Annotated in this window: 18 protein-coding genes; 11 read left to right on the forward strand and 7 right to left on the reverse strand. The window is 47.4% G+C overall.

Going from position 1 to position 22,785, the window contains the following annotated elements; translation table 11 throughout:
* The 3 genes from DW800_RS15435 to DW800_RS15445 all read right to left on the reverse strand — a co-directional run bounded on the left by DW800_RS15435 (position 1) and on the right by DW800_RS15445 (position 2,573).
* On the reverse strand, positions 1-300 hold the full coding sequence (locus DW800_RS15435) for a hypothetical protein (protein ID WP_119958183.1): 300 nt from the start codon (positions 298-300) through the stop codon (positions 1-3).
* On the reverse strand, positions 278-853 hold the full coding sequence (locus DW800_RS19835; protein WP_070101133.1) for a hypothetical protein: 576 nt from the start codon (positions 851-853) through the stop codon (positions 278-280). Before DW800_RS19835 ends, DW800_RS15435 begins: the two co-directional genes overlap by 23 nt.
* A 139-nt stretch (positions 854-992) precedes the next feature.
* Positions 993-2,573 (reverse strand): hypothetical protein, encoded by a 1,581-nt coding sequence (locus DW800_RS15445; RefSeq protein ID WP_117588455.1) that lies wholly within the window; start codon positions 2,571-2,573, stop codon positions 993-995.
* 201 nt (positions 2,574-2,774) lie between these two features.
* Between DW800_RS15445 and DW800_RS15450 the strand changes: the two genes are divergently transcribed.
* The 11 genes from DW800_RS15450 to DW800_RS15500 all read left to right on the forward strand — a co-directional run bounded on the left by DW800_RS15450 (position 2,775) and on the right by DW800_RS15500 (position 16,609).
* The gene (locus tag DW800_RS15450; protein ID WP_119958184.1) at positions 2,775-5,594 is read left to right on the forward strand and encodes a glycoside hydrolase; all 2,820 of its coding nucleotides are present in this window, start codon (positions 2,775-2,777) and stop codon (positions 5,592-5,594) included.
* Positions 5,595-5,683: 89 nt separating this feature from the next.
* On the forward strand, positions 5,684-7,774 hold the full coding sequence (locus tag DW800_RS15455) for a BT4734/BF3469 family protein (RefSeq protein ID WP_119958185.1): 2,091 nt from the start codon (positions 5,684-5,686) through the stop codon (positions 7,772-7,774).
* Between the two features lie 64 nt (positions 7,775-7,838).
* Positions 7,839-8,393, forward strand: a complete 555-nt coding sequence (locus tag DW800_RS15460; protein WP_008665189.1) for a DUF5063 domain-containing protein — start codon at positions 7,839-7,841, stop codon at positions 8,391-8,393.
* Positions 8,394-8,396: 3 nt separating this feature from the next.
* On the forward strand, positions 8,397-9,020 hold the full coding sequence (locus DW800_RS15465) for a 3'-5' exonuclease (RefSeq protein ID WP_005826911.1): 624 nt from the start codon (positions 8,397-8,399) through the stop codon (positions 9,018-9,020).
* Positions 9,021-9,059: 39 nt separating this feature from the next.
* A complete protein-coding gene (locus DW800_RS15470; protein ID WP_005826914.1) occupies positions 9,060-10,241 on the forward strand; it encodes a class I SAM-dependent rRNA methyltransferase in 1,182 nt (393 codons plus the stop codon).
* A gap of 314 nt (positions 10,242-10,555) precedes the next feature.
* On the forward strand, positions 10,556-11,812 hold the full coding sequence (locus DW800_RS15475; protein WP_009038063.1) for a nucleoside permease: 1,257 nt from the start codon (positions 10,556-10,558) through the stop codon (positions 11,810-11,812).
* A gap of 26 nt (positions 11,813-11,838) precedes the next feature.
* The gene (locus tag DW800_RS15480) at positions 11,839-12,423 is read left to right on the forward strand and encodes a bifunctional nuclease family protein (protein ID WP_035449041.1); all 585 of its coding nucleotides are present in this window, start codon (positions 11,839-11,841) and stop codon (positions 12,421-12,423) included.
* 1 nt (position 12,424) lies between these two features.
* Positions 12,425-13,123, forward strand: a complete 699-nt coding sequence (locus DW800_RS15485; protein WP_022400649.1) for a 16S rRNA (uracil(1498)-N(3))-methyltransferase — start codon at positions 12,425-12,427, stop codon at positions 13,121-13,123.
* 22 nt (positions 13,124-13,145) lie between these two features.
* Positions 13,146-14,699 (forward strand): DUF4836 family protein, encoded by a 1,554-nt coding sequence (locus DW800_RS15490; RefSeq protein WP_119958186.1) that lies wholly within the window; start codon positions 13,146-13,148, stop codon positions 14,697-14,699.
* Positions 14,700-14,747: 48 nt separating this feature from the next.
* A complete protein-coding gene (locus tag DW800_RS15495; RefSeq protein ID WP_057255737.1) occupies positions 14,748-15,392 on the forward strand; it encodes an ATP-binding cassette domain-containing protein in 645 nt (214 codons plus the stop codon).
* An 11-nt stretch (positions 15,393-15,403) separates the two neighbouring features.
* A complete protein-coding gene (locus DW800_RS15500; RefSeq protein WP_035449045.1) occupies positions 15,404-16,609 on the forward strand; it encodes a hypothetical protein in 1,206 nt (401 codons plus the stop codon).
* Positions 16,610-16,687: 78 nt separating this feature from the next.
* Here the strand turns inward: DW800_RS15500 and DW800_RS15505 are convergent, their stop codons facing one another.
* The 4 genes from DW800_RS15505 to DW800_RS15520 form a co-directional block, all read right to left on the reverse strand.
* Complete coding sequence (locus DW800_RS15505) at positions 16,688-17,902, reverse strand: glycoside hydrolase family 88 protein (RefSeq protein WP_117704030.1); 1,215 nt, start codon at positions 17,900-17,902, stop codon at positions 16,688-16,690.
* A gap of 13 nt (positions 17,903-17,915) precedes the next feature.
* Positions 17,916-19,565 (reverse strand): glycoside hydrolase 43 family protein, encoded by a 1,650-nt coding sequence (locus DW800_RS15510; protein ID WP_009038058.1) that lies wholly within the window; start codon positions 19,563-19,565, stop codon positions 17,916-17,918.
* A 63-nt stretch (positions 19,566-19,628) separates the two neighbouring features.
* On the reverse strand, positions 19,629-21,572 hold the full coding sequence (locus DW800_RS15515; RefSeq protein WP_117704031.1) for a glycoside hydrolase family 97 protein: 1,944 nt from the start codon (positions 21,570-21,572) through the stop codon (positions 19,629-19,631).
* A 61-nt stretch (positions 21,573-21,633) separates the two neighbouring features.
* Positions 21,634-22,725, reverse strand: a complete 1,092-nt coding sequence (locus DW800_RS15520) for a serine hydrolase domain-containing protein (protein WP_005832948.1) — start codon at positions 22,723-22,725, stop codon at positions 21,634-21,636.
* Positions 22,726-22,785: the final 60 nt, after the last annotated feature.

A 22,785-nucleotide genomic window follows, 5' to 3' on the forward strand; every position in this document is an offset into this window, starting at 1 on the left:
CTATCTTATTTTTAAATTATTACTTTTATTCATTATTCTTTTTGCATATAAGCAGCATTTAATCAGCACAACTCCCACCAGCATAGAACAGACAATGCCAATTGCAATGAAAAGAGGACTTCTATCAGCGGAAGCAATGCCGTTTTTTGCCAACACCCAAAGTCCCGTCTGAAAACAAACGGCCGACAACAAGCAGAACAGCAGCACATTGCGTTTCCAATGTTTTGGCATCGGTTCATTTTTTTCTACCTCTTCTACCATTTCCTTCATTGCTTCTTCAATCCATATCTTCATCTTCATTGTCTTGAGGATTTATTTCATATTTGGGGTCTAAATCATATCTGTACGCAAGCAAAAAATCGGCCTTTTTATCTTTGGGTTTACAAAGAGAATACAATATGGCCCCTACTACCAATGGGGCAGCCGCAACAACTGCAATCCCTGCCAGCATACCACCTCCTATTATACCGCCAATTGCAGCCAATCCGGAGGTTATTCCTGCTGCCGACAACCCAGCAACAACACCTGAAGCCGAAATCAAGCTTATCATTCCTGCCACCGTACAAGCAGATCCTCCACTTGCCATTATTTTGGCAACCAAATCATCTTTGTCTTTTCTAGTCATCTTTTTGTAAGCATCAAAATCTTTGCCTAATACAACGGTGAACATGATACAGAATTCTGCATAGCACACGTCAGTAGGATAGCTCTTGCCCTCGGCCAAACGTGTAATTGCGTACTTCGACATTGTCATAGCCACTGCAAGTTCATCAATAGAAATAGAAGAATTACTCATGAATGAACGCAAAAACGGAGCGAAACCGACTCCTTTTGGAAATTCTTGATTTTCCATAATCTTTTTTTTTAAAGTTTATATTATGGCGCCCTCTGCCTATAAAAACAAAAAGCAACCGTTAGCATTAACGATTGCAAAAATATGGGGGAAGAATCAAGCACGAAATAGACGTCTACGAAAAAGGCAATCAACCTCTTTATCCATTCCTCATGTTCTTTTTAAATTCTTCCCATTGCCAGTCAGGAAAGTTCAATGTATCATTTACGATTCTCCACGCGTCCTTTGGCAGGTCTAATAGAGTTTGCAATATTTTCCATGCATTTATTATTATAGATGTAGCATCGCCCTTTGTACACACCTTTCTTAGTGTTGCCCCGAAAGATCTGCCGTTCATTGTCATCAGAATCTTGTTGATATGCGTGTAAGGAGGTGAAACAGCCACTATTCTATTATTTTCTTTACCACACTTAGAAGTATCTAATGTTTTCAAATAAAATTGCATATACCCCAGAAGAAGTATAATCACATAGACAAATTGTTTATTAGTTTTCTTCTGGAAATCTCGCTCTTTCACATCTCCGTTTCCTACTATCCGCCACGCTGCCTCATAGTGTTTTTCTTTTGTTAAGTATCCACTTTCAGTGGCCTTTTCCAGCAGCTTCTCAAACAATTTTTTATTTGTCTTCCCCTTTCCCTTTTTCGACATTCGGCCTATCTTTTCAAGCAGTTCCTGATATGCCTCTTTTGTAAAGTTAACATCAGCAGAGAAACGTATCTTATCCTCTTTTTGAGACTCTTTCCGGGAGTCAGAACGTTTTCTCAGAGCCTCAACATCTTCATTTTCAAGATACCCCTCATATACACTTCTTATAAGACGAACCGCCCTTGCACCCACCTCCACAATATCCTCATCTTCATGAAGAGTAATCCAAAAGGGCCAATAAGTATGGTTGTTCGCATTATTTGTAGGCTTAAAGCGGTGAGTGAAAAATTTCCCCGGAAATGTATTTTCAAGAACAGCAGTAACATAATAACGAATATCTTCCCATTCTTCATTGAACATGGCCATCCCATCTTTATCATTCTCATCAAGAATCAGTCCCTTACACCCATAATAAATACCGACAACCGGTTCATACACATCATATTCTATCAGAAATTCATACCCTCTGCATCCATCCTTACTATACAATGTCTCCAGCTTATACATCATGTGATGCGGAGCCTTGTTTCCATGAAAAGAAGCATCCGCTTTAAAATCCTCCACTTCATCCAACAACCTCATCTTCTTTTTATAAAACTCTGAAGCTATGCCATTTAGTTCTTCCCAATGCTTCCGGTTCCTCTCTCTGATTTTATCTTTCTCCATCTCAGAGACAGCCTCCTGACAGTTCACATCACATTCGGCCCCATCAAAATCAATGCTAACACTGGAAAAATATTCAAGGGCTGCCTGCACTTCTTTCTTTTTAGCATAGACCTGCCTCGCTATAAAGATGCAAGCCTCCCGCGTAAGGTGATAGTTTTCCACGCTCCTACATGCACCAGAGCCTACCCCAACCATTTCAACCATCAGGTTAAAATGGTCATCCACATTTATGCCATCCGCTTCGGCGGACTTCATGGCCTTTGCCAATGGAACGGAAAATTTCTGGTACGTACTATACCCCAAAGCAGCGCACAATTCCCTCGAAGTCCAGTATGACCGTCCTTGCCCATCAAACTTCCTTATTTTCTCAAAAGGTGATTTATCACTGATTTTCAATTCTTTATTCATAAAGACAGAAACAAATTACATGATATAAAAATCCTCATCTATAATGACGAACACTCAACAACACTAATATCAAGCATGAAGATAGCAATAAAAAAACATCCCGTCACATAATTGGAAACATTTTGTATACAGAGAGACGGGAGCAATGCCCTATATTTGCAACCGGTCAATCAATCACCGGCCATGAAAAACAGGTAGTTTATGAGAAATTTCATTGTATTATGCTTATTGGCATGTCTGGCATCATGTACAGACAAAAAAGAATTCCAGACAATAAGAGAACGAATCGATTTATCAGGAAATTGGAACAGTTCATTAGGGAACTGCACATTGCCCGGTACGACGGATGAAAACAAGTTGGGAGACGGCAGGCATCCCACCAATGTAACCTCCCAGTTGACACGGACTTATCCCTACTCCGGCATCGTAGAATATGAAAAAGATGTTGAAATTCCCGTACAGATGGAAGGGAAACGCCTGATACTCTTCATGGAACGTACAAAGCCCAGTACTCTCTGGATAGACGGGGACAGCGTCGGCACGTTGGGACATATCTATGCACCTCACTGCTATAGCCTGCCGGCCTTGGCACCCGGCAGCCACCATATAAAGATACGCATTGACAATTCCCCCAGCTCCGTACCAGCCGAAATCCAAAGCTCGCATGCCTGGACCGACGGCACACAAACCAACTGGAACGGTATTCTGGGCGACTTCTACATCGAAGCGACCCCACACACCTATCTCAAGCAGGTACAAGTCTACCCATCTGTAAAGGAGAAAAAGGCCCGCATCCATGTAAACATATACAGCGATTCAGAGCAATCGGGCATAGTGACCCTTTCTGCCAAGACGTGGAACACCCAACAAGAACACCAGTTGCCGGACATGGAAAAACAAGTCGGCTTGAGCAAAGGTGAAAATAAGATAGAACTGGTGCTCGACATGGGCAACCGGATGCAGACATGGAGCGAATTCCACCCCACACTTTATGCACTGAACGTGACCCTTGCCACAAACGAGGGTAAAGACAATATAATAACAGATTTCGGTATGCGCGACTTTGCCACCGAAGGTACTCAGTTCACCATAAACGGCTTCAAGACCTTCTTGCGCGGCAAACACGACGCTTGCGTATTCCCACTTACCGGATATGCGCCGATGGATGTAAAGTCCTGGCGAAAAGTTTTTCAAACAGCCAAGAGTTATGGCATCAACTACTACCGTTGCCATTCCTACACCCCGCCCCGCGCCGCTTTTGCCGCTGCCGACATCGAGGGTATCTATTTCCAAGCCGAGTTGCCTTTATGGGGAAGCATTTCACCGGACAACCATCGCTTGAATGACTTCTTGCTGAACGAAGCCTATATGACCCTCGACTACATGGGCAATCACCCCTCATTCACCATGTTGGGACTGGGCAACGAGTTGGGTGGCGACGTTGACCTGATGCGCAATTGGCTGGACGGATTCAGAAAACATGACAACCGCCATCTCTATTCGTTCGGTTCCAACAACTTCCTGGGTTGGGGAGGTGCCATAGACGGTGAAGATTATCTGACAACCTGCCGGGTAGGAGGAGGCGAAGGCTATACAACGCACGTACGCAGTTCATTTGCCTTTGTCGATGCCGAAAAGGGAGGTATCTTGAACAACACCCGTCCCAATACCCGTGCGGATTATACTGCTGCCATAGCGAAATCTCCCCGACCGGTCATCAGTCACGAAACCGGACAGTTCCAAATTTATCCCGACTACAAGGAGTTGGAGAAATACACCGGCGTATTGCATCCATATAACTTGGAGATATTCCGTGACCGGCTCAATGAAAATGGACTACAGGACCAGATTGACGCATTCCATCAGGCCACCGGCCGGTTTGCCGTCGAATGCTACAAGGCTGATATTGAATACGGCCTGCGCACTGCCGGTTTAGGCGGATTCCAGATGCTCGACCTTCAAGACTTTCCCGGACAAGGCTCGGCACTGGTAGGCATTCTGGATGCTTTCATGGACAGCAAAGGCATTGTCACTCCCGAAACATTCCGCGGCTTTTGTGCTCCGGTGGTACCGCTGGCGCTTATGGACACCTACTGTTACAGCAACAAAGAAGAGCTGAACATAGGCCTCGCCCTGACAAATTACGAAGAGCAACCATGGTCTGATGCATTATGCTGGCGTCTGGAAAGCCTGAGTGACAGCGTAACTTTTGTTCGCGAAGGCAAAGTCCCCGCCCATGTAGAGCAAGGAAAAGCAATGCAGGTGGGCGAGTTGAAAAGCACCCTTACCGAAATAGACAAGCCTGCCCAATTGCGACTGACACTGACCACCGGGAATTATCATAACTATTATAACTTATGGGTATACCCCGACCGGACACCGGAAAGCGAAGCGGACATCTTCATCTGTCAGTCCTTGGATGACGAGGCGCGAAAGAGACTGAGCCAAGGAGGGAAGATACTGCTTATACCCGACCACAAAGCCATTGAAGAACAGAGTGTAGGCGGACTTTTTACTCCTGACTACTGGAACTATGCCATGTTCAAAAGCATTTCGGAAAACGCCGGCCGCGAAGTTTCGCCGGGCACCCTCTCCTTGCTGATGGACGAGAAACATCCCTTGTTCCGGCAGTTCCCCACCGAGTGCCATAGCAACTGGCAATGGTGGAGCATCGTACGCCATGCCCGCCCCTTTATTCTGAATGCTACGCGCCACGAATACAAGCCGCTTATCCAAGTAGTAGACAATGTGGAACGGAACCACAAGTTAGGCTTGCTGTTCGAATTTGCCGTAGACAACGGTAAGGTATTGGTTTGTATGAGCAACCTCGAAGCAATTCGCCACACTCCGGAAGGAGGTCAGCTGCGCAATGCCATTTTAAGCTATATGAAGTCGGCTGAGTTCTCTCCCACCGAGACGCTGACCTCACAGCAGTTGCAGCACATATTAACAACCGAGGTGAGGAAGCAAGACATTGTCGGCGTGAAAAACCAGTCGGATTACGACGTACAGCCGGAATAAATATGAGAAGTTTCATCATAATTCCACTTTTCCTCGGCTGTCCCGTCATTTTTCAGTAGCTTTGCGGACTTTAATACAGCAAGCACCCCATGAAACTTACCCTTATACGCACCGCTCGTGAAACCGGCAAAGAGACATTCAGCACATGGCCCAGCGACACCTTGATGGAGAAGATGAAAACCGAGAACAAAGCCGGACACATATCCGCCTTGCGCAGCCTCATTCCCCACATCACCGGAAGCAACGGACACTACCCCTGCATAGACAAACTGCCACGCATCTGCCCTGCCGCAGAATATGCCCGCAGCAAAGAGGGGGAAAGATACCTGAAAACCTACAACGGACTGGTACAGATTGAAGTCAACCACCTGGCCAATGCCGTGGAAGTGGAGCAAGTAAAGCGCCAGGCGGCCCTGCTGCCACAAACTTTTGCCGCCTTTTGCGGAAGCAGCGGACGAAGCGTAAAAATATGGGTACTGTTTGCCACCCCCGACGGTTCGCGCCCCAGGCAGGAAGAAAAAATCAGGCTGTTTCATACCGCTGCCTACCGGCTCGCCGTAAACTGTTATCAGCCCCTGCTCCCCTACCCCGTCACACTGAAAGAACCTGCCGTGGAGCAAAGCTGCCGCATGACGCTCGATGACCGTCCCTATTACAATCCGTCTGCCGTCCCTTTCTGTCTGGAACAGCCTTTGTCCGTGCCCGACGAGCCCACCTTCGGCCAACGGAAACAGACCGAAGCAAACCCGCTGATGCGCATTGCCCCCGGCTATCCGGCCTCCCAAACCTTCTCCATCCTCTTCGAAGCCGCCCTGAACCGTACCTTCGAAGAGCTGGAAAACTGGAAACGGGGCGATGACCTTCGCCCCCTGCTCTACCTGCTTGCCAGGCATTGCTACAAAGCCGGCATTCCCGAAGAAGAGGCAGTACGTCAAGTCATGATGCACTACTACCGCGAAGCGGATGAACAACTGGTGCGCATGACCCTGCACAACCTCTACCGCGAATGCAAAGGCTTCGGCACCCGTAGCAGCATGACCCGCGACCAAATCACCGCCTTCCGCCTGGAAGAATTCATGAACAGACGCTATGAGTTCCGCTGGAACACCGTGCTGGGAGAATTGGAATTCCGCCAACGGGACTCCATACACTTCCATTTCCGCCCTGCCGACCAGCGGGTAAGAAGCAGTATCGGACAGAATGCCCTGAAAGAAGGAATCAGCGTATGGGACAGAGATGTGGCACGCTACCTCAACTCGGACGCCATTCCCTTGTACAACCCCATCGAAGAATATCTGAACAGCACCGGACATTGGGACGGCAAGGACCGTATCCGCGCATTGGCCGACCTCGTCCCCTGCAACAATCCGTACTGGCGGGAACTCTTCTACCGCTGGTTTCTCAGCATGACGGCGCACTGGCAAAACATCGACCGTCAGCATGGAAACAACACGTCTCCCCTACTGGTCGGAGCCCAAGGCTATCGTAAAAGTACCTTCTGCCGCATCCTGCTGCCACCCGAACTGCGCTTCGGATATACCGACAGTATCGACTTCAAAAGCAAGCAGGACGCAGAGCGGAGCCTCGGCCGCTTTTTCCTGATAAACATCGACGAATTCGACCAAATCAGCGTCAATCAGCAAGGTTTTCTAAAGCATCTGCTGCAGAAACCCGTGGCAAACCTGCGCAAGCCTTACGGCACCGCCATCCAGGAAATAAGACGCTACGCCTCCTTTATAGCCACCAGCAACCAGAAAGACCTGCTGACAGACCCCAGCGGCAGCCGCCGTTTCATCTGCATCGAAGTCACCGGCCCCATCCATACCAATGTCACCATCAACTACCGGCAACTCTACGCACAAGCCATGGATGCCATAGCCAAAGGTGAACGCTACTGGCTGGACGATTCCGACGAAGCCATCTTGAAACAGACCAACCGGGAGTTTGAACAGCCCACACCGTTGGAACAGTTCTTCCTCTGCCACTTCCATCCCGCCGAAAATGAAGAGGAAGGAGACTGGATGACCCCTATGGAGATTCTCTCCTTCTTGCAAACCAAGACCAAAGACCGGCTGTCCATCAATAAAGTGGCTCTGTTCGGACGTGCACTCCACAAACTGGGCATCAGCAGCCGCCGGAAGACAAGAGGAACAGAATATCATGTAGTGAAAAAAGAATAATCCTGCCAATTAATTTGCTTCTACTTTCGGTTTGCGCTATCTTTGCGTTTCAAATCAAGAAGATATGAAAAAAGAAAGTCAAGTGATATTCGACCGGAATGCCGTAGAGTTTGTGACCGTAGCCGCCGAGTTTTGCAAGTTTCTGGAACAAGCGGAAGGGGTGAAACGTTCCGCGTTCGTCGATACCTCCTTAAAAATACTTCCGCTGCTCTACCTGAAGGCCTCCATGCTGCCCGAGTGCGAAACCATAGGAGACGAGGCGCCGGAAACATTCGTCACCGAAGAGACCTATGAGGTACTCCGCATGAACCTCGCCAATATCCTGGCCGAGAAAGACGACTACCTGGACGTATTCGTATCTGACATGAAGTATAGTGACCAGCCCATCACCAGGAACATTTCCGAAGACTTGGCCGACATATACCAGGACATCAAGGACTTTATCTTCGTATTCCAGCTGGGTTTCAACGAGACGATGAACGATTCGCTTGCCATCTGCCAGGAAAACTTCCGCCTCCATTGGGGACAAAAGCTTGTCAACACCCTGCGTGCCCTGCACGAGGTGAAGTATGCGCAAGGCGAGGATGAAGAGGAGGAAACCGCAGACTTTGAATATTAAATTATGGTTATCAAAAGAACAATAGATAAAGAAACAGTGAAAGACCTGCCCAAAGCCGCCTTTCCGGGACAGATACATGTCGTACAGACACCGTGGGAAGCGGAGAAGGCAGTCGCCTATCTGAAGTCCTGCCCGTTGCTGGGCATAGACAGCGAAACCCGTCCATCGTTCACAAAAGGACAGATACACAAGGTGGCCCTGCTGCAGATTTCCTCAGAGGAACATTGCTTTCTGTTCCGCCTCAACCTGACGGGACTGACTCTGCCGGTTATCACATTGCTGGAAAACCCAAGTGTAACGAAAGTAGGCCTTTCCTTGCGGGATGACTTCATGATGCTGCACAAGCGTGCTCCTTTCGAACAACATGCGTGCATTGAATTGCAGGAATACGTCCGCGCTTTCGGCATCCAGGATAAAAGCCTGCAAAAGATATATGCCATCCTCTTCGGGGAAAAGATTTCGAAAAGCCAGCGCCTTTCCAACTGGGAAGCCGAAACCTTGACCGAACCGCAGAAACTGTATGCCGCCACCGATGCCTGGGCATGCCTCAACATCTACAACAAGCTGCAAGAACTGAAACGGACAGGAGATTTTGAGATAGAAGCCAATAATAATGTGGTAATGTAATGCACATTATCACATTACCACATTAATCACATTATATATATGTACAAAGTATACCTTAAACCCAATAAAGAGGAGTCATTAAAGCGTTTTCACCCGTGGGTGTTTTCCGGCGCCATCGCACATTTCGACGGAGAGCCCGAAGAAGGGGAAGTTGTTGAAATCTACACGTCCAAAAAGGAATTCATAGCCAAAGGGCATTTTCAGATTGGCAGTATCGCCGTACGCGTACTGACCTTCCGTCAAGAAGAAGAAATCAATGCGGACTTCTGGAAACGCAAACTCAGCATAGCATACGACATGCGCCGCAGTATCGGCATAGCCGGAAACCCGACTAACAATACCTATCGCCTGGTACATGGAGAGGGAGACAACCTGCCGGGGCTGGTTATCGACATTTATGCCCGTACCGCAGTGATGCAGGCACATTCTGCCGGTATGCACCTCGACCGCATGGCCATTGCCGATGCCCTTACCGAAGTGATGGGCAGCCAGATTGACAATATCTATTACAAATCGGAGACGACCCTTCCCTTCAAGGCCGACCTCTATCCGGAGAATGGTTTCTTGAAAGGCGGCAGCACGGACAATGTAGCCATGGAGTACGGCCTGAAGTTCCACATCGACTGGCTGAAAGGCCAAAAAACCGGTTTCTTCGTAGACCAACGCGAGAACCGTTCGCTACTGGAACGCTATGCCAAAGGCCGCAGCGTACTGAATATGTTCTGCTATACCGGCGGCTTCTCCGTATATGCCATGCGTGGAGACGCCAAACTGGTGCATTCCGTGGACAGCTCCGCCAAAGCCATCGACTTGACCAACAAGAACATCGAACTGAACTTCCCGGGTGACACCCGCCATGCCGCCTATGCAGAAGATGCCTTCAAATACCTTGACCGCATGGGCGACCAATACGACCTGATAGTTCTTGACCCTCCTGCTTTTGCCAAGCACCGCGATGCTCTGCGCAATGCCCTGCAAGGCTACCGCAAACTCAATGTCAAGGCTTTCGAAAAAATCAAGCCCGGAGGTATTCTTTTCACTTTCTCGTGCTCGCAAGCCGTCAGCAAAGAAAACTTCCGCACCGCCGTGTTCACAGCCGCTGCCATGTCCGGCCGCAGCGTACGCATCCTGCACCAACTGACGCAACCTGCCGACCACCCGGTCAGCATCTATCATCCGGAAGGGGAATACCTGAAAGGACTGGTTCTATATGTAGAATAAAGGAAAAAGCAGGCTTTGTTAGCCTGTTTTTCTTAAATAGAGTTAATAAAAAGCAGAAATACGCCAAAACAGCATGTTATATAACATAAACCGTGTATATTTGCACTGTGTTTTTCATGGTATTAGATTTAAGGTTAATAAAGATTGGGTGTCTGGGATAGATACCCTTCTTTTTTTATAATACATTCCTTCCCAAAACCCATCCCTCATTAATCTCTTTCGTTGAAGAAAAAGCCGTACAGAACTTGTTTTTCTCCTAGTCTCATTGTACATTTGCATCTATTACATAATTCAAAACATAAAAAGCTAATATTATGAGCATCAAATTCCGACTCACTGCCATGCAATTCCTGCAATTCTTCGTTTGGGGAGCATGGCTGATTTCATTAGGTGGTTACATGGGCGGTACGTTACATTTTGAAGGCGGACAAATCGGAGCAATCTTTGCAACCATGGGTATAGCCTCACTGATAATGCCCGGACTGACCGGTATCATCGCCGACAAATGGATAAACGCCGAACGCCTTTATGGCATACTCCACCTCATCGGTGCCGGTGCTCTGATTTATGCTTCAACTGCCACCACATACAACCACATGTACTGGGCCATGCTGCTCAACATGCTTGTTTACATGCCTACACTATCTCTGGCCAACACCGTATCCTACAATGCATTGGAAAAATATAAGATGGATTTGATAAAAGACTTCCCTCCCATCCGTGTATGGGGAACGGTAGGCTTTATCTGTGCCATGTGGGCTGTGGACCTCACCGGGTTCAAGGCAAGTTCGGCACAGCTCTATGTGGCAGCCATATCGGCAGCCATGCTGGGACTTTATGCTTTCACTTTGCCAGCCTGCCCCCCCATGCGCAGCGAAGGAAAAACGATGCTCTCCGCTTTCGGACTGGACGCACTGGTGCTGTTCAAGCGCAAGAAGATGGCTATCTTCTTCTTGTTCTCCATGCTGCTGGGAGCCGCCCTTCAAATAACAAACACATACGGCGACCTTTTCCTGGGTTCGTTTGCTTCCATACCCGAATATGCAGATTCGTTCGGTGTAAAACACTCCGTCATCCTGCTCTCCATCTCGCAAATGAGTGAGACGCTGTTTATCCTTGCCATCCCCTTCTTCCTGAAACATTTCGGAATCAAGCGTGTTATGTTAATAAGTATGTTTGCATGGGTATTCCGTTTCGGGCTCTTTGCCCTCGGAGACCCGGGAAGCGGACTCTGGATGCTCATTCTCTCGATGATTGTCTACGGCATGGCATTTGACTTTTTCAATGTATCGGGCTCGCTGTTTACAGAAATGGAGGCACATCCCAGTATCCGTGCCAGCGCACAAGGCTTGTTCTTCATGATGACGAACGGTGTGGGAGCCATCATCGGAGGTTATGCCAGCGGAGCCGTGGTGGATGCCTTCTCGGTATATGCCGAAGGCGGAGGACTGGTAAGCCGCGACTGGACACCGGTATGGCTTATCTTTGCAGGATATGCTTTAGTCATTGGTCTGCTATTTGGAATGGTGTTCCGCTATAAACATAATCCGGAAAAAATAGAGAAAAACTGATTGAGAGTCAGGTTGATTTAATAGGTATGAATAAGAAAAAGATAGAACTACAAGTACTAAACATTTCCAACAGCCAGGCGCAAGCGGGTGCCTATGCCCTGGTACTGGGTGAAGTGGGTGGCAAACGCCAGCTTCCGATTATTATAGGTGCCACCGAAGCACAAGCTATGGTCATCGAGATGAAAGGTATTGTACCGCCCCGTCCGCTGACCCATAACCTATTTGCTTCCGTTCTTGAGGTGCTGGGTGTAAAACTGATGCGTATTCTTATCTATAAAGTAGACAACGGGGTATTTTACTCTTACCTTTATATGAAAGCCGAAGAAACCATTCTCCGGATTGATGCGCGTACCAGCGACGCCGTTGCCCTGGCATTGCGCATGAATGCCCCCATCTTTGTCTACGAAGACATCCTCGAAGCAGAATGTCTGAAAACCGCCGAAGGTTCCACCGACCCGATGGGAGGCAGCGAACCGGACAAAGACGAACTGCTGCAGGAAGACACGATAGGCATACTGAAAACGGCCCTGCAAAAAGCAATCGAAGAAGAGGATTACGAACGAGCCGCACAGATAAGAGACCAAATCAACCAACTCAAAAACAATTTGTAACATGCACGTATTCTATACTCCCGACATACAGACCCACGCAGAACTGCCCGAAGAGGAAGCAGCACATGCCGTACGGGTCTTACGCCTGCAAGCAGGCGACGAGGTTATGCTGACAGACGGAAAGGGCTGCTTCTATCGCGCCGAAATCAGTACGGCTACCAACAAACGCTGCCTGGTGAATATTCTGGAAACCCTTCCGCAAGCCCCCTTGTGGAAAGGTCATCTGCACATTGCCATGGCACCTACCAAGAACATGGACCGTACAGAGTGGTTTGCCGAGAAAGCGACGGAAATAGGGTTTGATGAACTGACATTCCTGAACTGCCGTTTCTCGGAACGGAAAGTCATCAAGACGGAGCGCATCTCCAAAATTCTGGTTTCTGCCATCAAGCAGTCGCTCAAGGCACGCCTGCCCCAACTGAATGAAATGACAGACTTCAACAAGTTCATCACACAGCCTTTTCCGGGTCAGAAATTCATCGCCCACTGTTATGAAGGCGAAAAACCGCTTTTGAAGGATATGGTACATCCCGGAGAGGACGCTCTCGTACTAATCGGTCCTGAAGGAGACTTCAGCGAAGAGGAAGTCCGGAAGGCGACGGAAAACGGTTTTATCCCCATCAGCTTGGGAAAATCAAGGTTGCGTACAGAGACGGCGGCACTGGTTGCCTGCCACATCCTCAATTTACAGAATCAATGATACTCACTAAAACAAAAACTATATGAAAAAGAACCTATTCTTCCACTTCTCAGTACTGGCAATGCTCATCGTGCTGATAAGCGCTTGTTCGTCCAAAAAGCCAGAATACACCAACGTTATTCCTTCCGATGCCTCGCAAGTCATCGCTGTCAATTTAAAATCATTGGCAGACAAGGCCGGTACCAAAGATAAAGAGACTAAAGAAGCACTGCAAAAGCTGACAGATGCCTTGAAAAGCGATATGAATGCAGCTACTTTCCAACAATTGGAGGCTGTACTGAAAGACCCTGCCAAATCGGGAGTGGACGTCAATGCACCGATTTATGTCTTCAACGCTCCCTCGTTCCCCTACACCACCATGGTAGCCAAGGTTCAAAGTGAGGATGATTTGCTGAAGCTTCTGGAAGTTACGGAGAAAGAACAGATAATCAGCCATGTGGCAGAAGCGGACGGTTACAGTTTTGCACAAATCAACAAGCGGGCATTGCTCGCTTTCACTCCTACCACGCTTATGGTGGTGAACTACACCGGCACATCGCAACTGGAAAAAGTCAAAGAAGGAATTCCCGCCTTGCTGAAACAGACCGGAGAAAACAGCATCAACAGTAACACCGCTTTCAAGAAAATGCAAAAGCAGGATGGAGACATCAATATGCTCATCTCTCCTTCCAGCCTGCTGAGTGCATACGCCAATCCGCTGAATTACGGAATATCCCACAATATCGACCTGAAAGACTTGAAGATGCTGGGAAGTCTCTCCTTCGAAAAAGGGAAAATAGAACTGAAAGTAGAGAGCTATACCGAGAACACAGAATTGAAAGCACTTTTCGAAAAGCAAATCAAAAGTACTTGTCCCATCGAAAACACGTTCTTGAAGTATTTCCCAAAATCTACCCTGGCGCTATTCAGCATAGGTATCAATGGAGAAGAGTTCTACAATGTGCTGCAAGAGAATGAGCAGTTCCGCAACGATTTCTCCATTACCAAAGCCGCTGAAGTAAAAGACTTGTTCAGTGCTTTCCACAACGACCTGACCATAGGCCTTATCAATGTAACCATGAACAGCAATCCTTCTTTCCTGGCCTATGCCAGCGTAAAGAACGATGCTCCCTTGAAAGCCCTTTATGAGAAAAAGTCCGAACTGGGACTGAAACGCGGCGAAGACATCGTGAAATTGAATGAGAATGAATATGTCTATAAATCACGCGCTATCAACATATTCTTCGGCATACGAGACAAACAGATGTACGCCACCAATGACGAACTGTTGTATAAGAATGCATGCAAGACCGCTGACCCGTCTGCCAAAGAGACGGACTTCGCTTCCAGTCTGAAAGGCAAGCGCACAGCCTTTGTCATCAATGCGGAAGCCGTACTTGACCTGCCCGTTATAAAATTGCTTGTTGGGTTCGGCGGACAAGAGTATAGCACCTATTACTCGCTGCTCGGTAATATCTCGTATCTGGAAGCTGTCGGCAACGAGGACAAGGCAACCGTTACCCTGCAGCTGAAGAACAAGAATGTTAATGCACTGAAACAGATTGTGGACTTTATCAAGCAGTTTGCAGGAATGTAATTTAAGGATTAAGGATTAAGGATTAGAGATTAAGGATTAATACCACTCATGAATAGGATTCACCTACGGCAAACACTACCTCAAGTGTTTGCCGACCGTGATGCCATTACCTCAGACGTATGGCATCGGGACATTACGTTCCACAAAGGAAAACGTTATCTCATAGAAGCCGCTTCGGGCACCGGAAAATCATCGCTTTGCAGCTATGTTTACGGCTACCGCAACGATTATCAGGGAATCATCAACTTTGATGAGCGCAATATCCGTTCACTCTCCGTCAATGACTGGACAGATATACGCAAACACTCCCTCAGCATTCTTTTTCAGGAGTTGCGTATCTTTCCCGAACTTACCGCCATCGAAAACATACAACTGAAGAACCGGCTTACCAACTTCAAAAAAAGGAAAGAAGTCCTTACCCTATTCGAGGCAATCGGCATTGCCGACAAGGTAAACGAAAAAGCCGGGAAGCTATCTTTCGGCCAGCAACAAAGAGTCGCCTTTATCCGCAGCCTCTGCCAGCCTTTCGACTTCATCTTCCTGGATGAACCCATCAGCCATCTGGATAACGAGAACGGAACAATCATGGGCAGGCTGCTGACAGAAGAAGCCAGCCGCCAAGGAGCGGGAATCATAGTGACTTCCATCGGCAAACATCTGGAATTGGATTATGATGAAATTTATCAATTATAAATGTGGCTAATATGAACCGACTTGTTTGGAAACTTCTCCGCCAGCACATCAGTGTCGGACAGTTGGCAGGCTTTTTCCTCGCCAATCTCTTCGGCATGATGATTGTATTGCTGAGCGTACAATTCTATCGTGATGTCCTTCCCGTTTTTACGGAAGGGGACAGTTTCATGAAGAAGGATTATATCATTGCTACCAAGAAAATCAGTACTTTGGGCAGCTTTGCCGGGAAAAGCAATACCTTCTCCAAAGATGAGATAAAAGACCTGAAAGCCCAACCTTTCACCAAAGGGGTAGGCGCGTTCACTCCTTCCTTGTTCAAAGTCTCTGCCGGACTCGGTATGCAGGAAGCCGGTATCCGCTTGTCGACAGAGATGTTTTTCGAGTCTGTACCCGACGAATATGTGGATGTCAGTCTGGACAAATGGCATTTTGATGAAGATACCCGGATAATTCCCATCATCGTTCCGCGCAATTATCTGAACCTCTATAACTTTGGCTTTGCACAAAGCCGGAGTCTGCCGAAACTCTCCGAAGGTTTGATGAGTCTGGTACAGATGGATATCATGATGCGGGGCAACGGACGTGTGGAACAATATAAAGGCAACATTGTAGGATTCTCCAACCGGCTGAATACCATTCTCGTTCCCCAATCCTTCATGGACTGGGCCAACAAGAATTTTGCACCGGAGAAAGAAGCTGAACCGTCCCGACTTATTGTGGAAGTGAAGAATCCTACCGACACAGCCATCACCGACTATTTCCAGCAAAAGAATTACGAAACCGAAGGCAACAATCTGGATGCCGGAAAGACAACTTATTTCCTGCGTCTCATTACAGCTATCGTCGTGGGCGTAGGATTGTTCATCAGCATTCTGTCATTCTACATCCTGATGCTGAGCATCTTCCTGCTTCTCCAAAAGAATACGGTAAAACTGGAAAACCTGCTGCTGATAGGATATAGCCCGACGCGGGTAGCCACGCCTTATTATATACTGACAGTAGGGCTGAATGTACTGGTACTGCTCCTCGCCATCGGCTGCGTGGCATGGGTACGCAGTTACTATATAGAAGTAGTCCAAAACCTCTTCCCGCAACTGGAGAGCGGTTCACTGCTTCCATGCATATTGACCGGCGGTCTGCTGTTTCTGGCAGTATCACTGCTGAACGTACTGGCAATACAACGGAAAGTCAGTAACCTCATCAGGTTAAGAAGATAAAGCCAGGCTCATCGGAAAACAGATAGATAAGTCCCGAAAATCAGGGTATTGCTCCTATCCCAACACTCGAAACAAACTTTATCCGTTTTCCTTTTCATCCAGCTTTTTCAGCCTCAACAATGCCTCCATATAGTAGTAATCAGCATAGATGATAGAGGCATCAATCTCCGACTTGGCAGGCCAGTGCCCGGTAGAGTGCAACAAGAAAGAAGGTTTGCTCTCTCTACTCTGATATTTATCCGAACTAAGACTTTTCAACATCTTTATGGCAGCACCCTTGTACTCCCTCCCCTTTTCACCAGGCAGATAAGTAGAAAGCTCCAATAATGCGGAAGCTACTACTGCGGCAGCCGATGCATCACGTGGAGCATCCGGAATGGCAGGGTCATTAAAATCCCAGTACGGCACATAATCTTCCGGCAAATTCTTGAGATATACATCCGTCACCTTTTGCACAAAATCCAGATAACGGACATCTTTTGTTTCACGATAGACCGTAGTATATCCATAAATTCCCCAAGCCTGCCCACGGGCCCACATTGAATTGTCCGCATACCCCTGATGGGTACATCCCCGGATAAAATCTCCCGTCAACGTATCGTAAACTGCTACATGGCAGGAAGTATAATCCGGACGGAACTGGTACTTCATGGTCTTATCGGCATGAGAGACGGCTATATCTGCCAAATATGGATTACCACCATTCTTGGCTGCCCAGAACAGCATCTCCAGATTAATCAGGTTATCCATAATCGTATTATGCCCACCGAACATCTCCACATTGCGCGGCCACGAAAGGATAGTGCCTACACGGGGATTGAACAAGGTAGCCAATGAATCTGCCGTATTCAGAATCACCTGCTTGTATTCGGGATTATGGGTCAACCGGTACCCGTTTCCATAACTGCAAAAGACCAAAAAGCCCAAATCATGGTCGAAAGCCGGGATTTCGGAAAGGAATTTCAGAGAAGCTGTGAATTTCTCCGCTTCCTCTTTAATCTTTTCATCACCGGTGTACTCGTAATCATACCACAAAATACCCGGCCAGAAGCCGCTGCACCATTCATCTTTCGTAGCCTTGCGATAATTCCAGTCGTACTGGCCATCCAAGATATTACGAGGCATCATCGTATAGTCAATCTTACCTCCCTTTCCACGCATGATGTCCAAAGTACGATGCACCTGACGATTACAATAATCCAGTTCCTTATCAACAATCAACTCCTCTTTTGAAATTGAACAAGCAGCAAGCAAACATAGTCCCAAGCCTGCCAATAGTGTTTTTGTTTTCATTTATCTTATCTTTTTATTTTTCTATGCGAAACCAGTCAGCATCAACCCAACCTCTATCTTTACCGAACGGAGCCGTACTGAACAAACCGACTTTAGCGCCAATCCACTTGCCTTGACGTGCAGTAAACGGTTCACCGGCCGGTTGATATTTCTTTCCATCCAAACTATAATGGAAATGGCAGACCCCATTCTTACCTACCTTTACCCGCAAATAGATGTCCCGTTCATAATTGGGGAACAGTCCGGCTTCAAGCTTCCGGCTTACCGGCAATTCCATCAAACGGGTAGAAGTTTCTTTATTTTGTTGCTCGGCATCTTTGCAGACCACCTGCTTTAGTACGAATCTGTCGCCTTGCTTCTCCACTCCAATGTAACAATAGTCCCATCCCATCACAATCAATCCGGATTGCTGTCCGTCAGCTTTAGCCACCACCTTCAACTTGGTCGTGGCAGCAAACTCTTCTGCCGGAAACTTTTGCAACAACAGATTCGGCACTTCCCAGAAATTCACGAAGTCCTCGGACAGCACATGCCCATAGATACGCATATACCCCAAATCGGAAGTAAAACCAAAAGCATCCTGATAATTGGCATGCCATTCCCATTGCAGCCCCAACCGGCGGGAATTGAACTCATCACTCTCTGCCGGAGTCTCTACCGGATATGTCTTCCCGACATTCGGTTTCCGATACCGTCTTACCGGTTCTCCGCAACCGTCACCGTCCTTATCTTCACCAATGACAGGCCAACCCTCCGTCCACTTCACCGGATTAAGATGAATGACCCGCCCATACATTGCTTTATCCTGAAAATGTACAAACCAGGATTCACCGGAATTCGTCTCTACCCAAGCGCCCTGATGCGGGCCGTTGATGTCCGTACTTCCTTGCGCCATCACCCTCTTCACTTCGTAAGGGCCATAAACATTCTTTGAACGGAGTGCCAGTTGCCAACCGGTAACCACCCCACCGGCAGGGGCCAATATATAATAATACCCATTGCGTTTGTAGAATTTGGGGCCTTCCACCGTATGGTTCACCCCGTCATTGCCATCAAATACCAACACCGGTTCGCTGATGACTTTGGTTCCTTCCGGATTCATTTCGCATACCGTGACGACACTGTTGAAAGCTGCACGGCTTCCGGCCCACGCATGAACCAGATAGACCTTCCCGTCTTCATCCCACAAAGGCGTAGGGTCTATCATGCCTTTTCCGGCCTTTACCAATACCGGTTTATCCCATTCACCTTGCGGGTCTTTAGCCTTCACCATAAAAATGCCGAAATCCGGATCTCCCCAATAAATATAGAACTCACCGTTATGGTAACGTATGGAAGGAGCCCACACGCCCTTTCCATGCTGAGGCTTGTTATAGAATTCTTCCGGTTCGATAGTTTTCAACGCGTAGTTTACCAGTTTCCAATTCACCAAATCCTTGGAATGGAGAATGGGCAACCCCGGAGTACAATTAAAGCTGGAAGCGGTCATATAAAAATCATCTCCCACCGCACACACATCCGGATCGGAATAGTCGGCATGCAGAACAGGATTCATATACGTCCCATCCTTCCGGTCGGCAACCCAAACTTTGGAAACGGACTGTCCACATACAGCCTGACAAAATGCAAGTACTCCAAACAGTATAAAAAACATCTTTACCATAACAACACCTTCTTTGAATAATCTATCATCTATACGTTCAAAGGGAGAATTACACCCAAACCTTTATAATATTTTTCCTTTATATTTTTTAAATCCCTTCGCCTCTTTCGCCTCCACCGGTACAAAACGAACCGCAGCACCGCCACTGGGCTTCAGGTCAAACTTCATCGTCATGGAAGCATCCACCAATAAATAACTGCATTCCACCTGCGTGCGTGTCTTCACCTTTTCGCCGCCATCGGTATAGACAGAAGCAAGATAGACTTTATTCTTATCCAAGAAATCCAAAGGAATTTCTTCTTCGGAACCTTCATTATTGGTCATCGCCCCCAAGAACCATTCCTGCCCTTTACGACGGGCCATCGTTATGTTTTTGCCGGGAGCGCCATCCAATACTTTCGTATCGTCGAATACAGTTTGCAAGTTCTCAAACCATTCCATTTCCGGTTCTCCGTGATAGAACGACGGTTTGTCATACCAGAAGATAGTTTGCAGCGGACTGTAGAACACGAGCGATGCTGCCAGTTGGTGGGCATGAGTCGTTTTCAGCCGTTTGTCGAAATAACAGATCGTATAGTCGGCTGCACCGTTTATCATGCGAGTGAAGGGAATCGTGACATTATGAGTTGCATCGGGAAACTCTTCGTTTCCGCAAATACCTTCCTGAGTCAATAAATTCGGATAAGTACGACTGAAGCCTGAAGGGCGATACTCATCATGGATATTCATCAGCAGATGGTTCTCTGCTGCCAAGCGGACCATGTCGTGCAACCAGGTAGCCCAGCGATGGCTGGCGTATTGTACGAAACCGGATTTCACTCCGACAATTCCCCATTGGCGTAGCAATGGGAAGAGTTCAAGCATTTGTTTCATGAGTGCATGCTGGTTGACGTACACCCAGATGCCAACTCCTTTCTCCTTACCGTATGCTACTACGCGGGGCATATCCAGTTTGTCAACCACTTTTGTAGCATCCCCGTCATGTGAAGTACAGGGCATATACCATTGCCAGTCGAAAAGCATATACGGAATATGATGTGCTGCACAGAAGTCGATGGTAGCAATAGCCCCTTCGGTGGTGATAGTCGTTTCGCGCATAATCTTGCCCGGTTTCACCCATGCGGCAGCATCGGCAATTTCGCACGGCGGATTCAGATTCTGGATGATATCATTGTGTTCCAGCAATTCACCCGGTTTGTCGGCTGCCATGACTATCTTCCAAGGAGTGGCATAATAGGTCACCACATCTACGGGGCTATACATTACAGAAGTCAACGTGTTCTTCTTATCGGTGGAGACGAGGTATTTGGTCAGGCACCAGTCGTCTACATCCGCATCTGCCAGTGCGGCCCATTTGCCATTCGGGAGTTCAAACGTAAGGGCACGTTCCACCGGATGTTTGATATCATCGATATTCAGGCGTTCGAAGAAAGCCTGTGCCCATTGTTCAGTCCATGCTTTTGTGCCTGCCGGTAAGGCGTATTCTGTGAGATCACCTACTACTTTATGAAAGATAGCCTTCGGATGTTCCGGGAAGAAATAGCGGAAAGCCACTCCTTCATTATAGGCACGTACCTCTATATTGAGCCGATAACCGGAGTTGTCTTTCTTGGAGAGACAAAGGGTGCCGGCCCGGTAATGATCGCGTACACTGCTACGCTCACCGTAAAGCGGCTGCCAGGTGAGGTTTGTTTCGGGCTGGTAAGTCACGGAGTCCACTTCCAGATTGTCCATCCAGCAGGCAGGCTGTTTCAGATTTCGAACTCCCAAAGCCATTTCCCATATCCGGTTGTCCAGTTCCAACCCGGCACGCGACTCATTGACTACGGGTTGTGATTTGTAATCTACCCGATAACAAAGTTCGTTTACCGCAGGTGAAACCTGCTTTTGGTAAAATACTATTTCATGTGTTCCGTCAGGAGATGCCAGCTTCAGTTCCTTGCCATTGTCCGCAAAAAGGGAAGAAGCGAGAGCTAACATAATAATTGTTGAGCCGATAGTCTTCATATCCTCGTATTTATTGTTTTTATATAAATACGATTTAAGATATGGGGATACTCAATGTATTCTATCTTTTTAGGGAAATAATGTTCGAGACAGTTTGTGAAATGACGGGACTTCCATAAAATGACGAGAAACCATCTTCCTTTTGTGAACTTCCCTGTACATGGGCTATGAAGAATCCATATACCCGGCCCTGTTTATTGATCCATGGATAGGCGCCGGCCCAACCCGGTGAACTGATCTGATAGGCTTCTCCTGTTGCTTCATCAATGAGTTCCCTCCATTCTCCCAAACCGTATATACCGGTATGATATTTTTTCAGTGCACGTTCTACGTATTCACCCGGGTGAACTTCCGCATTTCCCACCTGGTCTGCCTGCATTTCATGTATGGTTTCGGGTTTCAGTATTTGCTTTTCTTCAAATACGCCATTGTGGTAGATCATATCAAGAAAACGCATGTAGTCGTGCAAAGTGGTACAGAGACCTCCACCCAGCATGGGAGCGTGTCCGCCATCCGTATTCACGGGCGTGAAGTGAGAGCTTTTCATTCCTAAAGGTCGGGCAATTAATTTCTGGAATAATTCCTCAAATTCTTTATTCATCGCTTTTTCTGCCATCCGGCCGGCTATCTGCATGGCAAGTCCGCCATATTCAAAACGAGTGCCGGGAGTGAAAACCGTGTCAAGTGGAAGAATCTCCATGACTGCCGAATCCAGCTGATTGTAATTGTCTACGCGTGGTTCCGGCAGGTAAGGGCGAACGCCTGATGTGTGCGAAAGCAACTGACGTAAAGTAATCATTCCTTTTACGTCGTTTTTAAATTCAGGAATCCATTTCTTTACATTATCATTCCAATCCAAATCGGTACGGTCTACTACCGCTCCGATGACTGCAGCTGCCACCCATTTTCCGGCAGAGGCTACATAGACTTTGGTATCGGGAGTGAATTCTTTATAGTTTTTCCAAAAGATAATGCTGTCATCTCTAACTACGCAAATGGCTGCACCGGGATAATACTCTTTGTCTATCCAACCGGTAATAATGGAATCGAGTGGTGCAAAATTATAAACCGCCTGCCTATTACTGGCAGGGCGGCATGACAGGAATAAAAGATAAATTCCCCAAAGAGAAACTGTAAGAAGATTCTTTTTCATCTACTTTGTTTTTAAATCCCAACATTAGTGTCCACTAAAAAATCATAGTCGTTCTTTGAA

Source organism: Bacteroides sp. AM32-11AC (assembly GCF_003603515.1).
Classification (GTDB): Bacteria; Bacteroidota; Bacteroidia; order Bacteroidales; family Bacteroidaceae; genus Bacteroides; species Bacteroides uniformis.

Bases quoted from the DNA above. Each gene is read 5' to 3' on its own strand.
- DW800_RS15505 (WP_117704030.1), bottom strand. From the start codon at position 17,902: ATGAAAACAAAAACACTATTGGCAGGCTTGGGACTATGTTTGCTTGCT.
- DW800_RS15480 (WP_035449041.1), top strand. From the start codon at position 11,839: ATGAATAAGAAAAAGATAGAACTACAAGTACTAAACATTTCCAACAGC.
- DW800_RS19835 (WP_070101133.1), bottom strand. From the start codon at position 853: ATGGAAAATCAAGAATTTCCAAAAGGAGTCGGTTTCGCTCCGTTTTTG.
- DW800_RS15460 (WP_008665189.1), top strand. From the start codon at position 7,839: ATGAAAAAAGAAAGTCAAGTGATATTCGACCGGAATGCCGTAGAGTTT.
- DW800_RS15490 (WP_119958186.1), top strand. From the start codon at position 13,146: ATGAAAAAGAACCTATTCTTCCACTTCTCAGTACTGGCAATGCTCATC.
- DW800_RS15435 (WP_119958183.1), bottom strand. From the start codon at position 300: ATGAAGATGAAGATATGGATTGAAGAAGCAATGAAGGAAATGGTAGAA.
- DW800_RS15465 (WP_005826911.1), top strand. From the start codon at position 8,397: ATGGTTATCAAAAGAACAATAGATAAAGAAACAGTGAAAGACCTGCCC.
- DW800_RS15515 (WP_117704031.1), bottom strand. From the start codon at position 21,572: ATGAAGACTATCGGCTCAACAATTATTATGTTAGCTCTCGCTTCTTCC.
- DW800_RS15500 (WP_035449045.1), top strand. From the start codon at position 15,404: ATGAACCGACTTGTTTGGAAACTTCTCCGCCAGCACATCAGTGTCGGA.
- DW800_RS15510 (WP_009038058.1), bottom strand. From the start codon at position 19,565: ATGGTAAAGATGTTTTTTATACTGTTTGGAGTACTTGCATTTTGTCAG.
- DW800_RS15485 (WP_022400649.1), top strand. From the start codon at position 12,425: ATGCACGTATTCTATACTCCCGACATACAGACCCACGCAGAACTGCCC.
- DW800_RS15450 (WP_119958184.1), top strand. From the start codon at position 2,775: ATGAGAAATTTCATTGTATTATGCTTATTGGCATGTCTGGCATCATGT.
- DW800_RS15475 (WP_009038063.1), top strand. From the start codon at position 10,556: ATGAGCATCAAATTCCGACTCACTGCCATGCAATTCCTGCAATTCTTC.
- DW800_RS15455 (WP_119958185.1), top strand. From the start codon at position 5,684: ATGAAACTTACCCTTATACGCACCGCTCGTGAAACCGGCAAAGAGACA.
- DW800_RS15520 (WP_005832948.1), bottom strand. From the start codon at position 22,725: ATGAAAAAGAATCTTCTTACAGTTTCTCTTTGGGGAATTTATCTTTTA.
- DW800_RS15445 (WP_117588455.1), bottom strand. From the start codon at position 2,573: ATGAATAAAGAATTGAAAATCAGTGATAAATCACCTTTTGAGAAAATA.
- DW800_RS15470 (WP_005826914.1), top strand. From the start codon at position 9,060: ATGTACAAAGTATACCTTAAACCCAATAAAGAGGAGTCATTAAAGCGT.
- DW800_RS15495 (WP_057255737.1), top strand. From the start codon at position 14,748: ATGAATAGGATTCACCTACGGCAAACACTACCTCAAGTGTTTGCCGAC.